At 63.0% G+C, this 20,814-nt stretch carries 18 protein-coding genes; 12 read left to right on the top strand and 6 right to left on the bottom strand.

The features are described 5' to 3' along the window. Positions 1–3: 3 nt before the first annotated feature. Together trpS and ACP3TE_RS03675 are read left to right on the top strand one after the other, a co-directional pair. On the top strand, positions 4–1,020 hold the full coding sequence (gene trpS / locus ACP3TE_RS03680) for a tryptophan--tRNA ligase (RefSeq protein WP_426735339.1): 1,017 nt from the start codon (positions 4–6) through the stop codon (positions 1,018–1,020). A gap of 6 nt (positions 1,021–1,026) precedes the next feature. After that, entirely contained in the window at positions 1,027–1,548 is a 522-nt protein-coding gene (locus tag ACP3TE_RS03675; protein ID WP_426735337.1) for a 2'-5' RNA ligase family protein, read from the top strand. 57 nt (positions 1,549–1,605) lie between these two features. On the opposite strand, the gene ACP3TE_RS03670 is transcribed toward ACP3TE_RS03675, so the two are convergent. The 5 genes from ACP3TE_RS03670 to sdhC all read right to left on the bottom strand — a co-directional run bounded on the left by ACP3TE_RS03670 (position 1,606) and on the right by sdhC (position 6,682). Continuing rightward, positions 1,606–3,060, bottom strand: coding sequence for a catalase (locus ACP3TE_RS03670; protein ID WP_426735335.1), 1,455 nt, complete (start codon positions 3,058–3,060; stop codon positions 1,606–1,608). A 130-nt stretch (positions 3,061–3,190) separates the two neighbouring features. Further along, positions 3,191–3,973 (bottom strand): succinate dehydrogenase iron-sulfur subunit, encoded by a 783-nt coding sequence (locus ACP3TE_RS03665; protein ID WP_105661693.1) that lies wholly within the window; start codon positions 3,971–3,973, stop codon positions 3,191–3,193. Then, positions 3,973–5,760 carry a succinate dehydrogenase flavoprotein subunit gene (gene sdhA / locus ACP3TE_RS03660; protein ID WP_105661694.1) on the bottom strand — a complete coding sequence of 596 codons (1,788 nt, stop codon included), beginning with the start codon at positions 5,758–5,760 and terminating at the stop codon, positions 3,973–3,975. Before sdhA ends, ACP3TE_RS03665 begins: the two co-directional genes overlap by 1 nt. A 61-nt stretch (positions 5,761–5,821) precedes the next feature. Then, entirely contained in the window at positions 5,822–6,265 is a 444-nt protein-coding gene (locus tag ACP3TE_RS03655) for a succinate dehydrogenase hydrophobic membrane anchor subunit (RefSeq protein ID WP_105657424.1), read from the bottom strand. Positions 6,266–6,268: 3 nt separating this feature from the next. Continuing rightward, positions 6,269–6,682: a succinate dehydrogenase, cytochrome b556 subunit gene (gene sdhC / locus ACP3TE_RS03650; protein ID WP_388025151.1), complete on the bottom strand. Its 414-nt coding sequence runs from the start codon at positions 6,680–6,682 to the stop codon at positions 6,269–6,271. A 246-nt stretch (positions 6,683–6,928) separates the two neighbouring features. Here sdhC and ACP3TE_RS03645 point away from each other — a divergent pair, with 246 nt between their 5' ends. The 10 genes from ACP3TE_RS03645 to ACP3TE_RS03600 all read left to right on the top strand — a co-directional run bounded on the left by ACP3TE_RS03645 (position 6,929) and on the right by ACP3TE_RS03600 (position 19,165). Then, complete coding sequence (locus ACP3TE_RS03645; protein WP_426735332.1) at positions 6,929–8,044, top strand: mannose-1-phosphate guanylyltransferase; 1,116 nt, start codon at positions 6,929–6,931, stop codon at positions 8,042–8,044. 145 nt (positions 8,045–8,189) lie between these two features. Further along, positions 8,190–9,386, top strand: coding sequence for an amidohydrolase (locus ACP3TE_RS03640; protein ID WP_105657427.1), 1,197 nt, complete (start codon positions 8,190–8,192; stop codon positions 9,384–9,386). A 287-nt stretch (positions 9,387–9,673) separates the two neighbouring features. Further along, positions 9,674–10,762: a BMP family lipoprotein gene (locus ACP3TE_RS03635; protein ID WP_105657428.1), complete on the top strand. Its 1,089-nt coding sequence runs from the start codon at positions 9,674–9,676 to the stop codon at positions 10,760–10,762. 141 nt (positions 10,763–10,903) lie between these two features. Continuing rightward, positions 10,904–12,502 carry an ABC transporter ATP-binding protein gene (locus tag ACP3TE_RS03630; protein WP_105657429.1) on the top strand — a complete coding sequence of 533 codons (1,599 nt, stop codon included), beginning with the start codon at positions 10,904–10,906 and terminating at the stop codon, positions 12,500–12,502. Next, entirely contained in the window at positions 12,499–13,704 is a 1,206-nt protein-coding gene (locus ACP3TE_RS03625) for an ABC transporter permease (RefSeq protein ID WP_105661697.1), read from the top strand. The genes ACP3TE_RS03630 and ACP3TE_RS03625 overlap by 4 nt, the downstream gene beginning before the upstream one ends. Beyond that, entirely contained in the window at positions 13,701–14,972 is a 1,272-nt protein-coding gene (locus ACP3TE_RS03620; protein WP_105657431.1) for an ABC transporter permease, read from the top strand. Before ACP3TE_RS03625 ends, ACP3TE_RS03620 begins: the two co-directional genes overlap by 4 nt. Positions 14,973–14,981: 9 nt before the next feature. Further along, a complete protein-coding gene (locus ACP3TE_RS03615) occupies positions 14,982–15,392 on the top strand; it encodes a cytidine deaminase (protein WP_105657432.1) in 411 nt (136 codons plus the stop codon). Positions 15,393–15,435: 43 nt separating this feature from the next. Beyond that, on the top strand, positions 15,436–16,749 hold the full coding sequence (locus tag ACP3TE_RS03610; RefSeq protein ID WP_105657433.1) for a thymidine phosphorylase: 1,314 nt from the start codon (positions 15,436–15,438) through the stop codon (positions 16,747–16,749). 456 nt (positions 16,750–17,205) lie between these two features. Next, positions 17,206–17,880 (top strand): DedA family protein, encoded by a 675-nt coding sequence (locus ACP3TE_RS03605; RefSeq protein WP_105657434.1) that lies wholly within the window; start codon positions 17,206–17,208, stop codon positions 17,878–17,880. A 103-nt stretch (positions 17,881–17,983) separates the two neighbouring features. Continuing rightward, the gene (locus ACP3TE_RS03600) at positions 17,984–19,165 is read left to right on the top strand and encodes an adenosine deaminase (RefSeq protein WP_105661700.1); all 1,182 of its coding nucleotides are present in this window, start codon (positions 17,984–17,986) and stop codon (positions 19,163–19,165) included. Positions 19,166–19,252: 87 nt separating this feature from the next. Here the strand turns inward: ACP3TE_RS03600 and ACP3TE_RS03595 are convergent, their stop codons facing one another. Beyond that, the gene (locus ACP3TE_RS03595; protein ID WP_426735328.1) at positions 19,253–20,743 is read right to left on the bottom strand and encodes an aldehyde dehydrogenase family protein; all 1,491 of its coding nucleotides are present in this window, start codon (positions 20,741–20,743) and stop codon (positions 19,253–19,255) included. Between the last annotated feature and the right edge of the window lie 71 nt (positions 20,744–20,814).

Raw genomic sequence — 20,814 nt, 5'->3', positions numbered from 1 at the left:
ACCATGGAAACTTCCCGTCCCCGCGTCCTGTCCGGAATGCAGCCATCGGGCGATTCGCTGCACCTGGGCAATTACCTGGGCGCGCTGGTCAACTGGGTCAAGACCCAGGATGACCACGACGCATTCTTCTTCATCCCGGACATGCACGCGATCACCGTCTCGCAGGATCCGGCGGAGCTGCGCGCGCGTACCCGCAAGACCGCTGCGCAGTTCATCGCCGGCGGCATCGACCTGGACAAGTCCACCCTGTTCGTCCAGTCGCAGGTCCCCGAGCATGCGCAGCTGGCCTGGGTGCTGAACTGCATCACCGGTTTCGGCGAAGCCAGCCGCATGACCCAGTTCAAGGACAAGTCCTCCAAGGGCGGCGCGGATGCCGCCAGCGTCGGGCTGTTCACCTACCCGGTCCTGATGGCCGCGGACATCCTGCTCTACCAGCCCGAAGGGGTCCCGGTAGGCGATGACCAGCGCCAGCATGTGGAGCTGGCCCGCGATCTGGCCAAGCGCTTCAACCACCGTTTCGGGCAGACCTTCACCGTGCCAGAGGCGTTCATCCCCAAGGAGGGCGCACGCATCTACGACCTGCAGAACCCGACCTCGAAGATGTCCAAGTCCGCCGAATCCCCTGCCGGCTTGATCAACGTCCTGGATGAGCCGAAGCTGATCGCCAAGCGCATCAAGTCCGCGGTGACCGACGCCGGGTCCGTCGTGGCCTACGACAAGGCCGAGAAGCCGGGCGTTTCGAACCTGCTCGATATCCTGGCTGCCGTGACCGGCAAGCATGTGCCAGAACTGGTCAACGAGTTCGAAGGCAAGATGTACGGGCATCTGAAGGTGGCTGTGGCAGAAGCCGTGGTGGAGCAGCTGGCTCCCATCCGCACCCGTACCCTGGAGCTGCTCGATGATCCGGCGGAGCTGGATCGCCTGCTGCTTGCCGGTGCGGCCAAGGCGCGCGTCGTCGCGTCGAAGACCGTTGCCGATGTCTACCAGAAGGTCGGCTTCCTGCCGCCGCTGGGAGTCTAAGAGCCAATGGTTTTCGAGTACACCCTGGGCGTGGTGATCCCGGTGCCGCAGCCGCACCGCGAGACTCTGCGCGCGTGGCGCCAGGAATACGGGGGAGAGGCCACCGCGCCGATTGCCCCGCATATCACCTTGGTGTCCGGGTCGTACCTGAATTCCTGGGAGAAGGCGGCTGCCCAGGTGCGCCGGGTAGCCGCCACGGCGGAGCCCTTCACCATCCATCTGGGTCCGGCCCGGACCTTCCGGCCGGCCAGCGAAGTAGTCTTCCTGCCGCTGGAAACCGGAGCGGACGAATGCTGGAAGCTGCACCGCGCGCTGCTGGGCGACGCGCTGAGGCACGAATCGGCTTTCGCCTACCATCCGCACCTGACCATCGCGCAGAACGTGGCTGCACGGCAATTGGACGCCGCGCAGGCAGCATTGGGCGAGGCGCGCCTGTCCTTCGCAGCGGATCGTATCCATTTGTTCGATACCCGTGGCGGGGATTGGAACTTCAGCGAGCAGATTCCGCTGGGTTCCTCGCTTGCCTAGTTCACCCTGCAGAAAACGCCAGCCTCGCGGCTGGCGTTTTCCGTGTCGGCTGGCGAGTCACTTCTGGCGGACGTTGGCCTCGATCTTCGCTCCGGTATCGGCGTCGATGTTCTTCCAGTATTGGATCGCGTTGGACAGCACCGGCTCGATGACCCCATCCAGCGCCCCGGTGACGGTGTCCACCAGTTCGGCGCGCTGGGCATCATCCATCACCTCGCGGACCAGGATGCCGGGTTGTACGAAGTCTCCGTCGTCCTTGCGCAGCGTGTAGGCCTCGCGGACCAGTTCGCCGTCGGACTCGAAGGAATTCTCCGCCGGTCCGGTTTCATCGCTCCATGAATCCCCGAAGGAGTTCGGCGCGTAGACGCTGCGATCCCCGGTGTGATCGTAGGTCATGCTCCCCTCGAAGTTGTACGAGTGGACCGGGCACTTGGGCTTGTTCACCGGCAGCTGCTGGAAGTTGGTGCCGATGCGGTAGCGCTGCGCATCCGCGTACGCGAAATTGCGTCCCAGCAGCATCTTGTCAGGACTCATCCCCATGCCCGGGACCATGTTCCCGGGGGAGAATGCGGCCTGCTCGATTTGCGCGAAGAAGTTCTCCGGGTTCCGGTTCAGCGTCATGGTGCCGACCTTGATGCGCGGATAGTCCTTCTTGGACCAGACCTTGGTCAGGTCGAAGGGGTTGAACCGGTAGGTCTTGGCTTCCTCGTAGGGCATGATCTGCACGTACAGGTCCCACTGGGGAAAATTTCCGTCCTTGATGGCATCGAACAGGTCGCGACGGTGGAAGTCGGCGTCGGATCCGGCCAGTGCCTCGGCCTGCGCCCCGCGCATGGTCTCGAACTTCTCGGACTGCTTGTTCAGGAAATGGTACTTGACCCAGAATTTCTCTCCGGCAGCATTGACCCAAATGTAGGTGTGCGAGCCGTAGCCGTTCATCTCGCGCCAGGTCTTGGGCAGGCCGCGCTGGCCCATGATGTAGGTGACCTGGTGGGCGGATTCCGGATTCTGCGTCCAGAAGTCCCACTGCATGGTTCCATCGCGCAGCCCCGAATCGGGCAGGCGCTTCTGGGAGCGGATGAAGTGCGGGAACTTCATCGGGTCGCGCACGAAGAACACCGGCGTGTTGTTCCCGACCAGATCGAAATTGCCTTCGGAAGTGTAGAACTTCATCGAGAAGCCGCGCACATCGCGCCAGGTGTCGGGAGAGCCGAGCTCGCCGGCAACGGTGGAGAAACGCATCAGCGTTTCGGTTTTCACGCCAGGCTGGAACAGGGCCGCCTTGGTGTACCGGGATACGTCCTCGGTGGTTTCGAATTCGCCGAAGGCTCCGGAACCCTTGGCATGCGGGCGGCGCTCGGGAACATTCATCCGGTTGAAATGCTGCAGGGTCTCGACCAGATGATGGTCGTGCAGCACGATGGGGCCGTTGGCGCCCACGGTCAGCGAGTTGCGATCGCTGGCTGCCGGGATTCCTGCTTGGGTTGTCGAGGTGGGATCTTCACTGGCCATGTTTGCTCCTCAGCTATGTGGTGCATTGGGAAAAGGGCGAGTACTGCCCATCATGCCACGCGAAGCGGGGGCGTTGAAGGGATGCAAAAAGGGCCCGAACCGTTGAACGGTTCGGGCCCTCAGCGCGTCCTTAGACGGTGCGCGCCAGAATTGCCTGCTTGACCTCGGCGATAGCCTTGGTCACCTGGATGCCGCGTGGGCATGCTTCGGTGCAGTTGAAGGTGGTGCGGCAGCGCCACACGCCTTCCTTGTCGTTCAGGATCTCCAGGCGCATGTCGCCTGCATCATCGCGCGAGTCGAAGATGAAGCGGTGGGCGTTGACGATCGCGGCCGGGCCGAAGTACTGGCCATCGGTCCAGAACACCGGGCAGGAGCTGGTGCAAGCAGCACACAGGATGCACTTGGTGGTGTCGTCGAAGATCTCGCGATCCTCGGCGGACTGGTAGCGTTCCTTGGTTGGCTCGTGGCCCTTGGAGATCAGGAATGGCATGATCTCGCGGTAGGACTGGAAGAACGGTTCCATGTCGACGATGAGGTCCTTTTCAAGAGGCAGGCCCTTGATGGCTTCAACGGTGATCGGCTTGGAGGTGTCCAGGTCCTTGAGCAGGGTCTTGCAGGCCAGGCGGTTGCGGCCGTTGATGCGCATGGCATCGGAACCGCACACGCCGTGGGCGCAGGAGCGGCGGAACGACAGCGAGCCGTCCTGCTCCCACTTGACCTTGTGCAGGGCGTCCAGCACGCGGTCGGTGCCGTACATGGTCAGCTTGAAATCTTCCCAGTATGCGTCCGCAGTAGCCTCTGGCAGGTAGCGGCGAACGCGCAGGGTGATGTCGAAGCTCGGGATCTCTCCGCCGCCGCCAACGCCTGGCTTCAGGTCGATCTTTGACGGTGGTTCTGGCAGTTCGGTGCTCATTAGTACTTACGCTCCATTGGCTGGTAACGGGTAAAGACCACTGGCTTGGTCTCCATGCGGATGCCCTTGATGTCCTCGGTGACGGCTTCTGCGTCACGGTAGGACATCGAGTGCTTCATGAAGTTCTCATCGTCGCGGTCTGGGAAGTCCTCGCGGTAGTGGCCGCCGCGGGATTCCTTGCGGTGCAATGCAGCAACGGTGATGACCTCGGCCAAGTCGAGCAGGAAGCCCAGCTCGATGGCTTCGAGCAGATCCAGGTTGAAGCGCTTGCCCTTGTCCTGGATGCTGATGTTCTTGTAGCGCAGGCGCAGATCCTCGATCACGTCGCGCGCTTCCTTCAGCGAACGCTCGTCGCGGAATACCTGGACGTTGGCGTCCATGGTCTCCTGCAGGATCGAGCGCAGGTCCGAGACGCGCTCGGTGCCGTTGCCGGTCAGCACGCCGTCGATCTGCGCGGTGACGAATGCTTCCGGGTTCTCCGGCAGCTCGACGAAGTCGGCGGTCTTGGAGTACTCGGCAGCGGCAACGCCGGCGCGCTTGCCGAACACGTTGATGTCCAGCAGCGAGTTGGTGCCCAGGCGGTTCGAGCCGTGGACCGATACGCAAGCAACCTCGCCGGCGGCGAACAGGCCAGGAATGACGGTGTCATTGTCCTGCAGCACTTCGGTGTTGATGTTGGTTGGAACGCCACCCATTGCGTAGTGCGCAGTGGGGTAGACAGGCACCGGATCGGTGAATGGCTCGACACCCAGGTAGGTGCGGGCGAACTCGGTGATATCCGGCAGCTTGGATTCGATGTGCTCTGGTTCCAAGTGGGTCAGATCCAGCAGCACGTAGTCCTTGTTCGGGCCGCAACCGCGGCCTTCGCGGACTTCGTTGGCCATCGCGCGGGCCACGATGTCACGTGGTGCGAGGTCCTTGATGGTCGGCGCATAGCGTTCCATGAAGCGCTCGCCATCCGAGTTGCGCAGGATCGCGCCTTCGCCACGTGCGCCCTCGGTGAGCAGGATGCCCAGTCCGGCAAGGCCCGTTGGGTGGAACTGGAAGAACTCCATGTCCTCCAGCGGCAGGCCCGAGCGGAAGGCGATGCCCATGCCGTCACCGGTCAGGGTGTGCGCGTTGGAGGTGGTCTTGAAGACCTTGCCGGCGCCGCCCGAAGCGAAGATGACCGACTTGGCCTGGAAGACGTGCAGTTCGCCGGTAGCCAGGTCGTAGGAGACGACGCCGGCAACGCGCTTCTGCTTGTAGGCGGTGCCGTCCTCGCGGTAGGCATCTTCTTCGACCATCAGCAGGTCGAGCACGTAGTACTCGTTGTAGAACTCGACGTTGTGCTTGACGCAGTTTTGGTACAGGGTCTGCAGGATCATGTGGCCCGTACGGTCAGCTGCGTAGCATGCGCGTCGCACGGCGGCTTTGCCGTGGTCGCGGGTGTGGCCGCCGAAGCGGCGCTGGTCGATCTTGCCCTCTGGGGTTCGGTTGAATGGGAGGCCCATCTTTTCCAGATCCAGCACGGCGTCGATGGCTTCCTTGGCCATGACCTCGGCTGCGTCCTGGTCAACCAGGTAGTCGCCACCTTTGATGGTGTCGAACGTGTGCCACTCCCAGTTGTCTTCCTCGACGTTGGCAAGTGCTGCGCACATGCCGCCCTGGGCCGCACCGGTGTGCGAGCGGGTTGGGTAAAGCTTGGTTAGCACTGCGGTGCGTGCGCGCTGACCGGATTCGATCGCTGCACGCATGCCTGCACCACCGGCACCGACGATAACAACGTCGTACTTATGTACCTGCATTCTTGATGCTCTCTTTTCTAAAAATCTGTGTGGCTATTGGCTGGAACTAGGGGAGTTCCAATTAGCACTGCGGCAGGGTGCTGCCGGCTACGCATGGATCGAAGGTGAAGATCACCAGGGAACCAAGCACGATGATGAAGATCGTGGCGACGTACAGGATGCCCTTGAGCCATGCACGGGTAGCGTGCTTCTCTGCGTAGTCGTTGATGATGGTGCGCACGCCGTTGGTGCCGTGCAGCATTGCCAGCCACAGCATGGCCAGATCCCAGAACTGCCACAGCGGCGAGGCCCACTTGCCGGCCACGAAGCCGAAGCTGATGCCGGAGATGCCTTCGCCGACCATCAGGTTGGAGATCAGGTGTCCGAAGATCAGGACGATCAGAACGACGCCGGAGAGGCGCATGAACAGCCATGCCAGCATTTCGAAGCTTCCGCGGGACTTTGGTCCGCGCTTGTACTTTGGATCAATGCGCTGGCTGCGAGGAGCAGGAATAGAAACGCTCATGGCTTAGTGGCTCCCAAATGCGATCGACAGGTGACGGATGGCGAAGCCCGCAAAGACGATGACCCAGAGGATCAATACGCCCCAGAGCAACTGGCGCTGGTACTTGGTACCCTGCTTCCAGAAGTCGACCAGGATCAAGCGCAGACCGTTGAATGCGTGGAAGAGGATTGCTGCAACCAGACCGGTTTCACCAAGTGCCATCCACGGGGTCTGGTAGGTGCTAATGATTGCGTCGTAGGCGCCGGCATCGACACGGACCATGGCCGTATCGAGCACGTGCACCAGCAGATAAAGAAAAATAACGACACCGGTGACTCGGTGTCCCACCCAGGACCACATGCCTTCATGGCCGCGGTATAGGGTGCCTGACGAAGTCTTCGACACTGAACTAAACCTCCAAGGCTCGCAACGGCGCATGTGTATATTGCACACAATGAGATTTGACGCACTTGTGCGAGCGTTCCTTGTGCGAGTCTAAACCACTTGGCTAGCTCCAATCTATTTCGTGTCTCGTTCCTGTGAGCATGTTCACCGAAAAGGGGTAATTATGCGCTAAAAGGCCGAAATCCCGCCCGTAATACCTCATGCGATGTTTTCGTATTTAATCTGTTGCACAGGTTTCAATGGACAGGATTATCCACCGAATGAATTAGTCTGGAAGGCGTGAATGCAGACCTATTAGCCCGATTCCACGGCGTGATCCCCGCCGGCGGCGTCGGCACCCGATTGTGGCCCCTCTCCAGGGCTTCCGCTCCGAAGTTTTTGCACGATCTGACCGGATCCGGATCCACGCTGATCCGCGCCACCTATGACCGCCTGGTCCCGCTGGCCGGCGAACGGATCATGGTGGTCACCGGGCGTGCGCACCGCGGAGCCGTAGTTTCCCAGCTGCCCGAGCTGTGCGACGAGGACCTGGTGCTCGAGCCGGAGCCGCGCGACTCGGCCGCCGCCATCGGCCTGGCCGCCGCGATCCTGTACCGCCGCGACCCGAGCATCATCATGGGCTCCTTCGCCGCGGACCAGGTCATCGAGCCGGTCGAGGTGTTCCAGACCGCGCTGAGCGAAGCGATCCACACCGCTGCGACCGGCAAGATCGTGACCATCGGCATCCACCCGACGCACCCTTCCACCGGTTTCGGCTACATCCAGACCGGCCAGCCGCTGGATGTGCCCAATGCGCCGTCGGCGCGCGGGGTGGTGCAGTTCGTGGAGAAGCCCGATGAGGACACCGCCCGCAAGTACCTGGCCTCGGGCGGGTTCCTGTGGAATGCCGGCATGTTCGTCGCGCCGGTGAGCCTGATGCTCAAGCACCTGGAAGCCAACGAGCCGGCGCTGTACGCCGGCCTGATGAAGATCGCCGATGCCTGGGAAACCGATCAGCGCGAAACCGTGATGCGCGAAGTCTGGGCCGATCTGCCGAAGATCGCCATTGACTACGCGGTGGCCGAGCCGGCCGCCGCGGCCGGCGACGTAGCGGTGATCCCGGGCGTTTTCAACTGGGACGACGTGGGCGACTTCGCCGCGATCGGCCGCTTGAACAAGGCCAGTGCCGAAGAGGGCATCATCAACCTGGGCGGCGAGTCGGTGCGCGTGTATGCCGACAGCGCTACCGGCGTGGTCTATTCGGACCGCCCGCGCGTGGTGGCCTTGGTCGGGATCGAGGATGTGGTGGTGGTGGATACCGCCGACGCGTTGCTGGTGACCACCAAGGAGCATGCGCAGAAGGTCAAGCAGACCGTGGAGGCCTTGAAGGCCGACGGCGCTACCGAGGTGCTCTAGCACAGCAGGATTGCGAACGGGGCGAGCTGGCCGGCAACGGGTCGGCGCGCCCCGTTTCCCTGCCTGATGTTGCGCAATGCGCCCGAACATTACGGAAAACTGTCATTTTTTGCACCGTGCCGAGTATCTTCAAAAGGTGTCCACCGTGAATGAAAATGGCAATCCGGCTTCCGTCAGCGACTTCACCGAGCCGCTGATCGACCAGCTGATCGGCTTCCGCAGGGAACTGCATCGCAACCCGGAGCTGTCCTTTGCTGAGCACCAAACCACCGAGCGGATTCTCGAAACCCTGCGCGCTGCCGGGCTGGCGCCGCAGAAAATGGCCGACACCGGCGCCTTCGTGGACATTGGCGAAGGGCCCATCCGCATCGCCTTCCGTGCCGACATCGACGCGCTGCCGGTGGTGGAGGAAACCAACCTGGACTTCGCCTCGATGACCCAGGGCGTGGCGCACGCCTGCGGCCACGACATCCACACCACCGTGATGATCGGCGTGGCCTTGGCACTGGGAAGGATCCATGCCGCCGGCAAGCTCGATGGCTGCGTGCGGGTGATCTTCCAGCCCGCCGAGGAGAAGCTTCCCGGCGGGGCGCTGTCGGTGATCGAGCAGGGCTTGCTCGATGGCGTGCCGCGGGTGCTCGCGCTGCATTGCGACCCGCGGATCGACGCCGGGCATATCGGCACCCGCATCGGTGCGATCACCTCGGCCAGCGACACCATCCGCATCGAGGTCAACGGCCGGGGCGGGCACACCTCGCGCCCGCACCTGACCGAAGACATCGTTTTCGCGATGAGCCAGATCGCCACCCAGGTCCCGGCCGTGCTCGGACGCAAGGTCGATGTGCGCTCGGCCGTCTCGGTGGTCTGGGGCCAGATCCATGCCGGCAGCGTGCCGAACGCGATCCCCGCCACCGGATACCTGGCCGGAACCATGCGCTGCCTGGACGGCGATGTCTGGTACGAGGCCGGTGAGCTGCTGGACCAGGCCGTGCGCCAGATCGCCGCTCCCTACGGAGTGGAAATCAAACTGCAGCACACCCGTGGAGTGCCTCCGGTGGTCAACGCTCCGGCGGAGACCGCATTGATCGAGGACGCCGCGCGCCGCGAGTTCGGGGCCGAGGCCATCGAGCTGACTCCGCAGTCCATGGGCGGGGAGGACTTCGCGTGGATGACGCAGAAGGTTTCCGGTGCGATGCTGCGGCTGGGAACCCGCACCCCGGGCGGCAAAACCTATGACCTGCACCGCGGGGACTATATCCCGGACGAATCGTGCATTGGCGTGGGGGTTCGCATCATGGCGGCCGCCGCCATGCAGGCTGTGCGCGAGGCAAACGCCAAATAGGGCGTTGGCCACATCAAACCCGAAAGTTTTTAACATTTCTTTGACGCTTTAACAATTCGGTCAGTGACTTGGGCGTTGGCGTTAAGCGCTTGCCGTTTTGCGGCCCGTAAGTTATCTGTTTGTAATCTTTATCGTCTTTACCTGTGACATATCTCCGATAGGCTATGGAAACGATGGGAATGCTATGACTTTTGGTGTGCTCGAGTAAGGCCTAGGCAATGAAGCCTTGCACGAGGGTCAGGTGTCTTGCCTCCCGCATTATCTCGCAAGATTCTTTGGAGGAACAGATGCGCTTCGTATCGCGCAAGACCGGTATGGCTGCAGCCATGCTCGGCATCTCGGCATTAGCTTTGAGCGCCTGCGGCGCTGCACCGGAAGAGACCAGCTCGGCTGGCCAGTTCCCGGACTACGTTGGCTGCATTGTGTCCGACTCCGGTGGATTCGACGACCAGTCCTTCAACGAATCTTCCTTCCGCGGCTTGAAGAACGCCGAGAAGGACCTGGGCATCCAGACCAAGGATGCAGAATCCAAGTCGAACGCCGACTTCGCGACCAACCTCAACGGCATGGTCAACGCAGGCTGCGACCTGACCGTCACCATCGGCTTCCTGCTGGGCGACGCAACCGCTGAGGCTGCCGCGGCCAACCCGGACAAGAACTTCGCCATCGTCGACTTCCAGTACGAGAAGCCGATCGAAAACGTCAAGCCGATCATCTACGACACGGCCCAGGCTGCCTACCTGGCAGGCTACGCAGCAGCTGCCGCTTCGAAGACCGGCACCGTTGCCACCTTCGGCGGCATCAAGATCCCTACCGTCACCATCTTCATGGACGGCTTCGCTGACGGCGTGGCCAAGTTCAACGAAGACAAGGGCAAGGACGTCAAGCTGCTGGGCTGGGACAAGAAGAAGCAGGACGGCACCTTCTCCGGCGACTTCGAGAAGCAGGATAAGGGCAAGCAGATCACCAAGAACTTCATCGCTTCCGGCGCTGACGTTGTCATGCCTGTCGCCGGCCCAGTGGGCAAGGGCGCTGGCGCTGCAGTGGTCGAGGCCAACGACGGCGGCAAGGAAGCCAAGCTCGTGTGGGTCGACTCCGACGGCTTCCTGACCGCTCCCGACTACAAGGACGTCATGCTGACCTCGGTCGTGAAGACCATGGACACCGCAGTCGAAGATGTCATCCGCACCGACGCCGAGGGCAAGTTCGACTCGACCCCGTACGTGGGCACCTTGGAGAACGAGGGCGTTGCACTGGCACCGTTCCACAACTTCGATGAGGAAATCGGCGAAGACACCAAGAAGGAGATCGATGCCCTGAAGCAGCAGATCATCTCCGGTGAGCTGGAGATCGAATCGGCCTCCAGCCCCAAGTAGGTCTAGGCAAACCAGCCATGGAGCGCGTCACCGCTCGCCGCAATACAGCGGTGGGCAGGTGACGCGCTTTATGCCTGCCTAAGGGCCAAAACAACCTGCAAGCAAGAACCTCGCCAAACGAACAATGAAGATGGTGGAATCGTGAAACTCGAACTACGAGGAATCTCGAAAGCCTTCGGTTCTTTCTACGCCAACAAAGATATCGACCTGACGGTCGATGACGCCCAGATTCACTGTCTGCTCGGCGAAAACGGTGCTGGAAAGTCCACGCTTATGAACGTGCTCTACGGGCTGTACCAGCCGACCGAGGGCCAAATTTTGCTGGACGGGAAGCCCGTCGAGTTCTCCGGACCGGGCGACGCCATGGCCTCGGGCATCGGCATGGTGCACCAGCACTTCATGCTGGTCCCGGTCTTCACCGTGGCAGAGAATATTGCCCTCGGCGCAGAAACCACCAAGGCTGGCGGCGTGCTTGACCTGCAGGTCACCCGCAAGAAGATCCGCGAGATCTCCGACCGCTACGGCTTCGACGTGGACCCGGACGCGGTCGTCGAAGACCTGCCCGTTGGCGTGCAGCAGCGTGTCGAGATCATCAAGGCCCTGGTGCGCGAGGCCAAGATCCTGATCCTCGATGAGCCGACCGCGGTGCTGACCCCGCAGGAAACCGACGAGCTGCTGGACATCATGCGCCAGCTCAAGGCCAACGGCACCTCCATCGTCTTCATCTCGCACAAGCTGCGCGAAGTGCGCGCCGTCTCCGATGTGATCACCGTGATCCGCCGCGGCCAGGTCATCGATTCGGTCTCCCCGGAATCCTCCACCACCGAGCTGGCCAACCTCATGGTCGGCCGCGCCGTGGAACTGAACCTGAACAAGGCCGCAGCCACTCCCGGGCAGGCGGTACTGCAGGTCAAGGACCTGACGGTCGTCGACCCGGCGGGCACCACCACGCTGGACTCGGTCACCTTGGATATCCATGCAGGCGAGATCCTGGCGATCGCCGGCGTGCAGGGCAACGGCCAGACCGAACTGACCGAAGCGATCCTGGGCACCCAGCCGGTGACGGGCGGCTCGGTCAAGCTCGCCGGCCAAGAGCTGGTTGGAAAGTCGGTCAAGCAGATCCTGCGCTCGGGCCTCGGCTTCGTTCCCGAAGACCGGTCGGTGCACGGCCTGGTCACCCAGTTCTCCATCGAGGAGAACCTGGTGCTGGACCTCTACGACCGCCCGCCCTTCGGCAAGGGCATCTCGATGAACCTGGAGGCGATCAAGAAGAACGCCGCGCAGCAGATCCAGGGCTTCGACGTGCGTACCGATAATCCGCTGAACCCTGCCTCCAGCCTCTCGGGCGGCAACCAGCAGAAGGTCGTGATGGCCCGCGAACTGAGCCGCGATTTGAAGCTGTTCATCGCTTCGCAGCCGACCCGCGGCGTGGATGTGGGATCCATCGAGTTCCTGCACCGCCGCATCGTGGCCGAGCGAGACAAGGGCACCCCGGTGATGATCGTTTCCACCGAGCTGGACGAGGTCATGGAATTGGCCGACCGCATCGCCGTGCTCTACAAGGGCAGGATCAACGGCATCGTGCCGGGCGACACCTCCCGCGAGGTGCTGGGCTTGATGATGGCCGGCGTTTCGCAGGAAGAAGCCCTGGCCCAGGCCGAATTCGCGAAGGCGGAGAACGAGCCGGTTGAAGCCCAGCCAGCTAGCGAGCATGACAACCAGGAAGGAGAAGCGCAGTGAGCGAGAAAGCACCTGTGGTTCCCGGCTCCGGCAAGCCGGGCAATGACCTCTTGCGCCAAATCACCCAGGGACCAGGCCTGGTCTCGGTCCTCGGCGTCATCGTCGCACTGGTCATCGGCGGCCTGCTGATTGCGGTCACCGATGAGAAGGTGGGCGAAACGGCCGGCTACCTCTTCGCCCAGCCTTCGGCCTTCTTCGGCGAATTCTGGCGTGCGGCCACCGAAAGCTATGTGGCGCTGTTCAACGGCTCGATCTACAACTCCTCGCAGGGGTTCAAGCCGTTCCTGGAGACCCTGACCGTCTCCACCCCGCTGATCTGCGCCGGCTTGGGCGTGGCCGTGGCATTCCGCGCCGGCCTGTTCAACATCGGTGCCCAGGGCCAGATCATCATCGGCTCGGTGCTGGCCGCCTACATCGGCTTCGCCTGGCACCTGCCCATCGGCCTGCACCTGCTGCTGGTGATCGTCTTCGGCCTGCTCGGCGGCGCGATCTGGGGCGGCCTGGTCGGCCTGCTCAAGGCCAAGACCGGCGCCCACGAAGTGATCCTCACGATCATGTTCAACTACGTGGCCGTGTACCTGATCGACTTCCTGATGAACACCCAGGGGTTCCGCCGTCCCGGCGAGACCAACCCGATCTCGCCGATCCTGGACAGCTCGGCCATCTTCCCGGCGATCCCCGGTTCGCGTTTGCACCTGGGCTTCGTGATGGCGGTGCTGCTGGTGCTGGCCGTGTCCTGGATGTTCAAGCGCTCCACCGTGGGCTTCGAATTCCGCGCCGTGGGCCACAACCCGGAAGCCGCGCAGACCGCCGGCATCAACGTGGCCCGCACCACCATCATTGCGATGGCGCTGGCTGGCGCCTTGGCCGGTGCCGCAGGCGTGGCACAGGTGGCAGGCACCGAAAAGGTGCTCACCGGCGGCATCGCCGGCTCGCTGGGCTTCGACGCGATCACCGTGGCGTTGCTGGGCCGCTCCACCCCGTGGGGCACCTTCTTCGCCGGCCTGCTCTTCGGAGCGTTCCAGGCCGGTGCGGTGAACATGCAGATCACCACCGGCACCCCGATCGACATCGTGTCGGTGGTGCAGTCGCTGATCGTGCTGTTCATCGCCGCCCCGCCGCTGGTCAAGGCCATCTTCGGCATGAACCGCAAGAAGAAGCGCAGCTCCAAGCTCGAACCTACTAAGGCAGGTGCCAAGTGACCTCTTCCACCTTGCAGCCGGCAATCAACGTCCTGCCCAGCAAGAAGACCCCGATCATCCTCTCGGTGATCGCAGTGATCGTCTTCTTCAGCTTCGGCCTGCTGGGCAACGACCAAGCCGCCCACTTTACGCTGAACAGCGCGGGCGACGCCTTCGAGCTGCCCGAACTGGTCTTCCCGGGCCGCATCACCAACATCGTGTTCGGCGTGCTGCTGCTGGCCATTGCCGCCTACGCGTGGATGCAGCGCAAGCAGGGCAGGATCCTGGCCACCTGGATGGTCGCCATCGCGGCGGTCCTGTTCGTGCTGGGCTTCCTGATCTGGGTGGTTTCCGGCGCCAACATCAACAGCATTTCGCTGGCCAGCCTGCTGGCCGGTGGCGTGGTGCTGGCCGTGCCGCTGGTCTTCGGTTCGCTTTCGGGCGTGCTGTGCGAGCGTGCCGGCGTCGTCAACATCGCCATCGAGGGCCAGCTGCTGGGCGGTGCTTTCACCGCGGCACTGGTCGCCTCGCTGACCCAGAGCGCCTTCGCGGGCCTGGTTGCCGCCGGCCTGGCCGGCGCCATGGTCTCGCTGGTCCTGGCGGTCTTCTCCATCAAGTACGTGGTCAACCAGATCATCGTCGGCGTGGTCCTGAACGTGCTGGTTTCGGGCATCACCGGCTTCCTGTTCACCACCGTGATGCAGGAGGACCCGGAGCGCTTCAACTCGCCAGCGCACCTGCCGGTCATTGAAATCCCGCTGCTCTCCTCGATCCCGGTCATCGGCCCGATCCTGTTCAAGCAGTCGGTGATCGGCTACCTGATGTACCTGGCCGTCTTCCTGGTCTGGTTCGGCCTGTTCAAGACCAAGTGGGGCCTGCGCGTGCGCGCCGTGGGCGAGCATCCGAAGGCAGCCGATACCCTGGGCATCAAGGTCAACGCGATCCGCTTCTGGAATGTCACCCTCGGCGGCATCGTGGCCGGCATCGGCGGTTCCTTCTTCACCCTGGTGGCCATCGACTCCTTCACCAAGGAAATCTCCGGCGGCCGCGGCTTCATCGCGCTGGCCGCAGTCATCTTCGGCCGGTGGAACCCGATCGGCGCCTTCCTGGCCGCCCTGCTCTTCGGCTTCGCCGATAACCTGCAGGTGATCCTGACGATCATCGGCACCCCGGTACCGAGCCAGTTCATGGCCATGATGCCTTACCTGGTGACCATCTTCGCGGTGGCCGGATTGGTGGGGCGTTCGCGCGGACCGGCAGCTGCGGGCGAACCCTACGTGAAGGAATAGCGATTTCCCATGAATAGCAACAACGCGCCGTGGCCGCAGCTCGAAGCTGCGGCTGCGGCCGCGCTGTCCCAGGCCTACGCGCCCTACTCCGAGTTCCGGGTGGGTGCGGCGGCACTGACCAGCGACGGCCGCCTGATTTCCGGGTGCAACATCGAGAACGCCGCCTACGGGGTCACCCTGTGCGCTGAATGCGCCATGGTGGGCCAGCTCTTCGCCACCGGCGGGGGCACCATGGAATACTTCCTGTGCTTCGGCCAGCTGCGCGAGGGCGAGCTCGAACTGATCACCCCGTGCGGCCGGTGCCGCCAGCTGCTTTTCGAGCACCGCGGGGCGCAGCTGCTGATCAAGACAGCCCGCGGCATCGTGGGAATCGACGACCTCTTGCCTGACGCGTTCGGGCCGCAGAATCTCAACTTCTAGCGCCGGAGCACACCGGCCAACAGCAGAATGGAAGGTGCCTGATATGGCTACCGAGCAATTCAGTGCCGTCGAAGTCATCCGCGCCAAGCGCGATGGCGGCGAACTGAGCAACGAGATGATCGACTGGACCATCGACGCCTACACCCGCGGGGCCATCGCCGAAGAGCAGATGTCCGCGCTGAATATGGCCATCTACTTCCAGGGCATGAACCGCAACGAGATCTCGCGCTGGACTACCGCGATGATCAACTCCGGGGAACGCATGGACTTCTCTGCCCTCACCGACCCGTCGGGCAAGAAGCTGGCCACCACCGACAAGCACTCCACCGGCGGCGTGGGGGACAAGATCACCTTGCCGCTGGCTCCGCTGGTCGCCAGCTTCGGCGTGGCCGTCCCGCAGCTCTCGGGCCGCGGGCTGGGCCACACCGGCGGCACCCTGGACAAGCTCGAAGCCATTCCGGGCTGGAAGGCGGACCTGTCCAACGAGGCGCTGTTCTCCCAGCTGTCCAACGTCGGCGCGGTCATCTGCGCCGCCGGCACCGGACTGGCTCCGGCGGACAAGAAGCTCTACGCCCTGCGCGATGTCACCGCCACCGTGGAAGCCATCCCGCTGATCGCGTCCTCGATCATGAGCAAGAAGATCGCCGAAGGCACCGGCACCCTGGTGCTGGATGTGAAGGTCGGCTCCGGCGCGTTCATGAAGGACGAGGCCATGGCCCGCGAACTGGCCGAGACGATGGTGAACCTGGGCACCGATGCGTCGGTGAACACCGTGGCGCTGCTGACCAACATGGAAACCCCGCTGGGCCTGACCGCCGGCAACGCCATCGAGGTCGAGGAATCCGTTGAGGTCCTGGCCGGCGGCGGACCAGAGGACGTCGTGGAGCTGACCGTGGCCCTGGCCACCGAGATGCTTGCCGGGGCAGGCATCAAGGATGCGGATGTCCCCGGTGCGCTGAAGAACGGCAAGGCCATGGACATCTGGCGCAAGATGATCGCGGCCCAGGGCGGCGATCCGGATGCCAAGCTGCCGGTAGCCAAGGAATCGCACACCGTGGTGGCGCCCGCCGAGGGCGTGCTGATCAAGCTCGACGCGATGGACATCGGCCTGGCCGCGTGGACCCTGGGCGCAGGACGTGCCCGCAAGGAAGACAGCGTCCAGGCCGGCGCCGGCGTGCGCATGCACGTGAAGCCAGGTGCCTTGGTTCGCCGTGGCGAGCCGATTGCCACCTTGCTGACCGACACCCCGGCCAAGATGGAGCGTGCCATCGAGCTGGTCCAGCGCGCCATCATGATCGGTTCGGCCGATGACCGTCCGGACACCCGCCTGATCCTGGACCGCATCGCTGCCAAGTAGCCGAATCCGGATGGGCGCACAAGGAGCCGGGAAACACGTTGCCGTGTTTCCCGGCTCTTTCGCTTGCCGGCGACCGATCCGCTGGCAATCAGTGCCCCGCTCCAGAAGCATCGGGAGCCTGGTCGCCCTGCGAGTGCTCTTCCCCGGCCTCGCTGCCTGCAGCAGCTGGACTTTTCTTTCCGGAGGGCCGTGCAGGTCCGTTCGTCTTCGAAGTTGCGGTAGCAATGGCCTGGCATCCTGGTGGTTCCCAGGCCAGCTGCCGCAGTGGAAGTTCCCAGAAAGTTCCCGGGAACAATAACGGCGTAGTCAAACGTTAGTCAGTTAACTCCTACCTGGGTAGCAGATGGGAATTGTCCACAACGCAACGTAAGCAGGATGCGCGCAGGTGAGTTCTCGAGCGAAAATGGAGAGACATTCAGCGCATGGAGCGCCTTGGGAAAGTAGATGTAGGCACGCATGGAATTAGTCAATGAGGCAATCACGCAGGCCGCCAGCGCATGGTGGATCCTGCCGTTATTGTTTCTGTTCTGCATGATCGATGCGATTTTCCCCCTTGTCCCGAGTGAATCATTTTTGGTTTCACTGGCCGCGGTCGGCGTCCACACCGGTGTTCCCAACCTTGTCCTGATCGGCTTGCTCGGTGCCGGCGGTGCCTTGCTCGGCGACCAGATCACGTACGCCATCGGACGCAAGATCGGATCCAGGGGCTTCAAGTGGATGCGCGGGCAACGCGCGCAGCGGGTGCTGAACTATGCCGAGAAGAAACTTGAAACCTCGGGCGCTCTGCTGATTTTCACGGCCCGATACATCCCGATTGGCCGAGTGGCCGTGAACCTGACCGCGGGCGCCACCGGATTCAGCCACAAGCGCTTCACCCTCTTCGACACCATCGGCGTGCTGACCTGGGCCGCCTACTCCGTCAGCATCGGTGCGCTGGCCGGCAACTGGATGCACGACAACAAGCTGCTGGGCATTGCAGTTTCCATTGTCATCGCCGTAGTGCTCGGATTCGTCATCGACCGGATCGTCAGCTGGGTGCTGGATCGCCTGCATCGGCGCGCGGCGAAGCGCGAAGGGCACCCGGTGCAACCAGCCAGGCAGACCGTCCCGCCAACCCCTGACGAGGGTTAACCTCCCGTATTGATCAGGGTCACATAGTGGCTCGCAGATCTTTACCCGTAGGAGCTGTCAGTTCCACGAAAATGCGACTAGGCTCAGTGGTGTGACTGAAGAAATGATTCATACTGACTACGATCCCGAATTCGATTTCCGGGATCTGCCTAAAGTTTCGCTCCATGACCACCTCGACGGTGGTTTGCGCCCTCAGACGATCATCGAGCTGGCCGCCGAGATTGGACACGAGCTGCCAGAGACCGAAGCAGAAGCTTTGGGCGAATGGTTCCGTGAATCAGCCGACTCCGGCTCGCTGCCACGCTACCTGGAAACCTTCGAGCACACCGTCGCGGTCATGCAGACCCGAGATGCGCTGATCCGCGTTGCCCGCGAATTCGTAGAGGACCTCGCTGAAGACGGTGTCATCTACGGCGAAGTCCGCTATGCACCAGAGCAGCACCGCCGCGAAGGCTTGAGCCTGGACGACGTCGTCGACGCCATCCAGGAAGGCCTGGACCAGGCCTGCGAGCAGCTCAACGCCGAGGGCCACCCGATGCAGATCGGCCAGATCGTTACCGCCATGCGCCACAGCGACCAAGGCGTGGAAATCGCCAAGCTGGCCCTGCGCCACCGTGGTCGCGGAGTCGTCGGTTTCGATATCGCCGGTGCTGAAGATGGCTTCCCGCCCTCAGTGATGAAGGAAGCTTTCGACCTGCTGGCCGAGAACCTCTTCCCAACCACCGTGCACGCTGGCGAAGCAGCCGGCCTGGATTCCATCAAGGAAGCCATCCTGATCGGCCGCGCCCAGCGCCTGGGCCACGGAGTCCGCGTAGCCGAGGACATCGAGATCGAGTTCGGAGCTATCGACGAGAACGGCGAAGAACTCAGCGACGATACCGGCCTGGTATCGCTGGGCCCGGTAGCGAACTGGGTCCGCGAACGCGGCATCCCGCTGGAAGTCTGCCCGTCCTCGAACCTGCAGACCGGTGCTACCTCCAAATTCGGCGAAGGCATCGGGAACCACCCGATCGACCTGCTGGTCCAGACCGGTTTCAATGTCACCATCTCGCCGGATAACCGCCTGATGTCCGGCACCACCTTGTCCGATGAGTTCGAATTGCTGGTAGAAGCCTTCGACTACGACTTGGAAGATCTGCTGGATCTGACGCTGAACGCCGCCGAAGCTGCCTTCGTCCCGCTGGAAATGCGCGAGCTGCTCGTTGAGTACATCAACGACTACTACGACAACCTGCTGGATGACGAGGACTACGACGAAGACGAATACGAAAACGTCGCCGACTAGTTCCAGGACCCAGCCGCCAGGCAACCACCGAAGCCGTCCCTTGCCCAAGCAAGGGGCGGCTTCGCTGGTTCCAAGGGCAGGTGGTTCCTAGAACGGGTACTGCTTCTTGGTGGACTGCACGCCGACCCAGTGATCGGTGGTGAATTCCTCGATAGCCCACTCGCCGTTGAAACGGCCCAGACCCGAATTCTTCTCGCCACCGAACATCACATGCGGTTCATCATTGACGGTGATGTCATTGACGTGAGTCATCCCGGCCTTGATGCCGCGGGCAAAGGCGACGCCCTTCTCCAGGTTTTGCGTGAAAACGGCCGAGGACAAGCCGAATTCGGTGTCGTTGGCCAGTTCCAGCGCATGCTCTTCGGAGTCGGCCTTGGCGATGCCCACGACCGGACCGAAGATCTCCTCGCGGAACAGTTCCATGCCGCTGGTGACATCTGCGAAGACGTGGGGAGAGACCACACGGCCTGTGATCGAACCTGCCAGGACTTCGCGGGCGCCCTGGCCACGTGCGGTCTTGATCTTGCCGCTCACCGACGCCAACTGCGCATCATTGATGATCGGTCCCACGAGGTTGGCTGGATCGGCGGCATCGCCATAGCCGAGCTTGCCGACCTGCTCGATGAACTTCTCGATGAAGGCCTCGTAGACCGGAGCCTGGACGATGATGCGGTTGATGGCCATGCAGATCTGCCCCTGGTGCAAGAACTTGCCCAGGGTCGCGGCCTTGGCTGCTTCGTCAAGATCAGCGTCTTCGAGCACGACGAATGGCGCGTTGCCGCCAAGCTCCAGCGCCACGCGTTTCATGTGCTCGCCGCTGACCGCGATTTTCCCGACGTTCTTGCCCACCGGAGTCGAACCGGTGAACGAAACCAGCGACGGGGTCCGATGCGCCACGAAGTAATCGCCGATTTCCGAACCGGACCCAACCACTGCGTTCAGCACGCCATCTGGCAGGCCAGCCTCGGCGAAAGCCTTGGCCAGGACCAAGGCTCCCACCAGCGGGGTATCCGAGGCGGGTTTGAGCACCACCGCATTGCCCAGGGCCAGGGCGGGCGCTACGGACCGGGCCGACAGCAGCAGCGGGAAGTTCCACGGGCTGATGACGCCCACTACGCCGACCGGTTCGCGGTAGACCCGGTTCTCCTTGCCCTCGGCATTGGAGGGCAGGATCTTGCCGTGCACCCGGGTGGGGAAGGTGGCTGCTTCGCGGATGGCAGCGATGGTGCCGCCCAGTTCGATGTTCGCCTTCAACTGCGTGGAACCGGACTCGGCGGTCAACAGCGCCAGGATGCCCTCGAAGTTCGACTGCAGGTAGTCGGCGGCCTGGTTCAGGACCTTCGAGCGCTTGCCGGGGGAGAGCGCCGCCCAGCCTGGCTGCGCAGCGGCGGCAGCGCCATAGGCGTCGTCGACGTCTTGGGTCGAGGCCTGGCGGATCTCGGCCAGGAGCGAGTCATCGAAAGGGTTGGCAGTGCGCAGGATGCGCTCGGAGCGCCCCTCAACCCACTGGCCGCCGATGAAGAGTTTGGCTGGAAGCTGATCCAGGAATTCCAGCTGGGCGGTGTCTTGGACGGTCATTGGCAATCCTTCGCGTCGTCGGGATGAACTACGGCCATGCTAGCCCGAATGGGCAGCAATGGGCAGCTCCT

Source organism: Glutamicibacter sp. 2E12, assembly GCF_050030965.1.
Classification (GTDB): domain Bacteria; phylum Actinomycetota; class Actinomycetes; order Actinomycetales; family Micrococcaceae; genus Glutamicibacter.
This window is presented reverse-complemented; position numbering and strand designations above follow the sequence as displayed.

What these genes read in the sequence shown, in the direction of transcription:
- ACP3TE_RS03635 (WP_105657428.1), top strand. Translation starts at nt 9,674, where the DNA reads ATGCGCTTCGTATCGCGCAAGACCGGTATGGCTGCAGCCATGCTCGGC.
- sdhA (WP_105661694.1), bottom strand. Translation starts at nt 5,760, where the DNA reads ATGCAGGTACATAAGTACGACGTTGTTATCGTCGGTGCCGGTGGTGCA.
- ACP3TE_RS03665 (WP_105661693.1), bottom strand. Translation starts at nt 3,973, where the DNA reads ATGAGCACCGAACTGCCAGAACCACCGTCAAAGATCGACCTGAAGCCA.
- sdhC (WP_388025151.1), bottom strand. Translation starts at nt 6,682, where the DNA reads ATGCGCCGTTGCGAGCCTTGGAGGTTTAGTTCAGTGTCGAAGACTTCG.
- ACP3TE_RS03655 (WP_105657424.1), bottom strand. Translation starts at nt 6,265, where the DNA reads ATGAGCGTTTCTATTCCTGCTCCTCGCAGCCAGCGCATTGATCCAAAG.
- ACP3TE_RS03675 (WP_426735337.1), top strand. Translation starts at nt 1,027, where the DNA reads ATGGTTTTCGAGTACACCCTGGGCGTGGTGATCCCGGTGCCGCAGCCG.
- ACP3TE_RS03610 (WP_105657433.1), top strand. Translation starts at nt 15,436, where the DNA reads ATGGCTACCGAGCAATTCAGTGCCGTCGAAGTCATCCGCGCCAAGCGC.
- ACP3TE_RS03595 (WP_426735328.1), bottom strand. Translation starts at nt 20,743, where the DNA reads ATGACCGTCCAAGACACCGCCCAGCTGGAATTCCTGGATCAGCTTCCA.
- ACP3TE_RS03605 (WP_105657434.1), top strand. Translation starts at nt 17,206, where the DNA reads ATGGAATTAGTCAATGAGGCAATCACGCAGGCCGCCAGCGCATGGTGG.
- trpS (WP_426735339.1), top strand. Translation starts at nt 4, where the DNA reads ATGGAAACTTCCCGTCCCCGCGTCCTGTCCGGAATGCAGCCATCGGGC.
- ACP3TE_RS03600 (WP_105661700.1), top strand. Translation starts at nt 17,984, where the DNA reads ATGATTCATACTGACTACGATCCCGAATTCGATTTCCGGGATCTGCCT.
- ACP3TE_RS03670 (WP_426735335.1), bottom strand. Translation starts at nt 3,060, where the DNA reads ATGGCCAGTGAAGATCCCACCTCGACAACCCAAGCAGGAATCCCGGCA.
- ACP3TE_RS03615 (WP_105657432.1), top strand. Translation starts at nt 14,982, where the DNA reads ATGAATAGCAACAACGCGCCGTGGCCGCAGCTCGAAGCTGCGGCTGCG.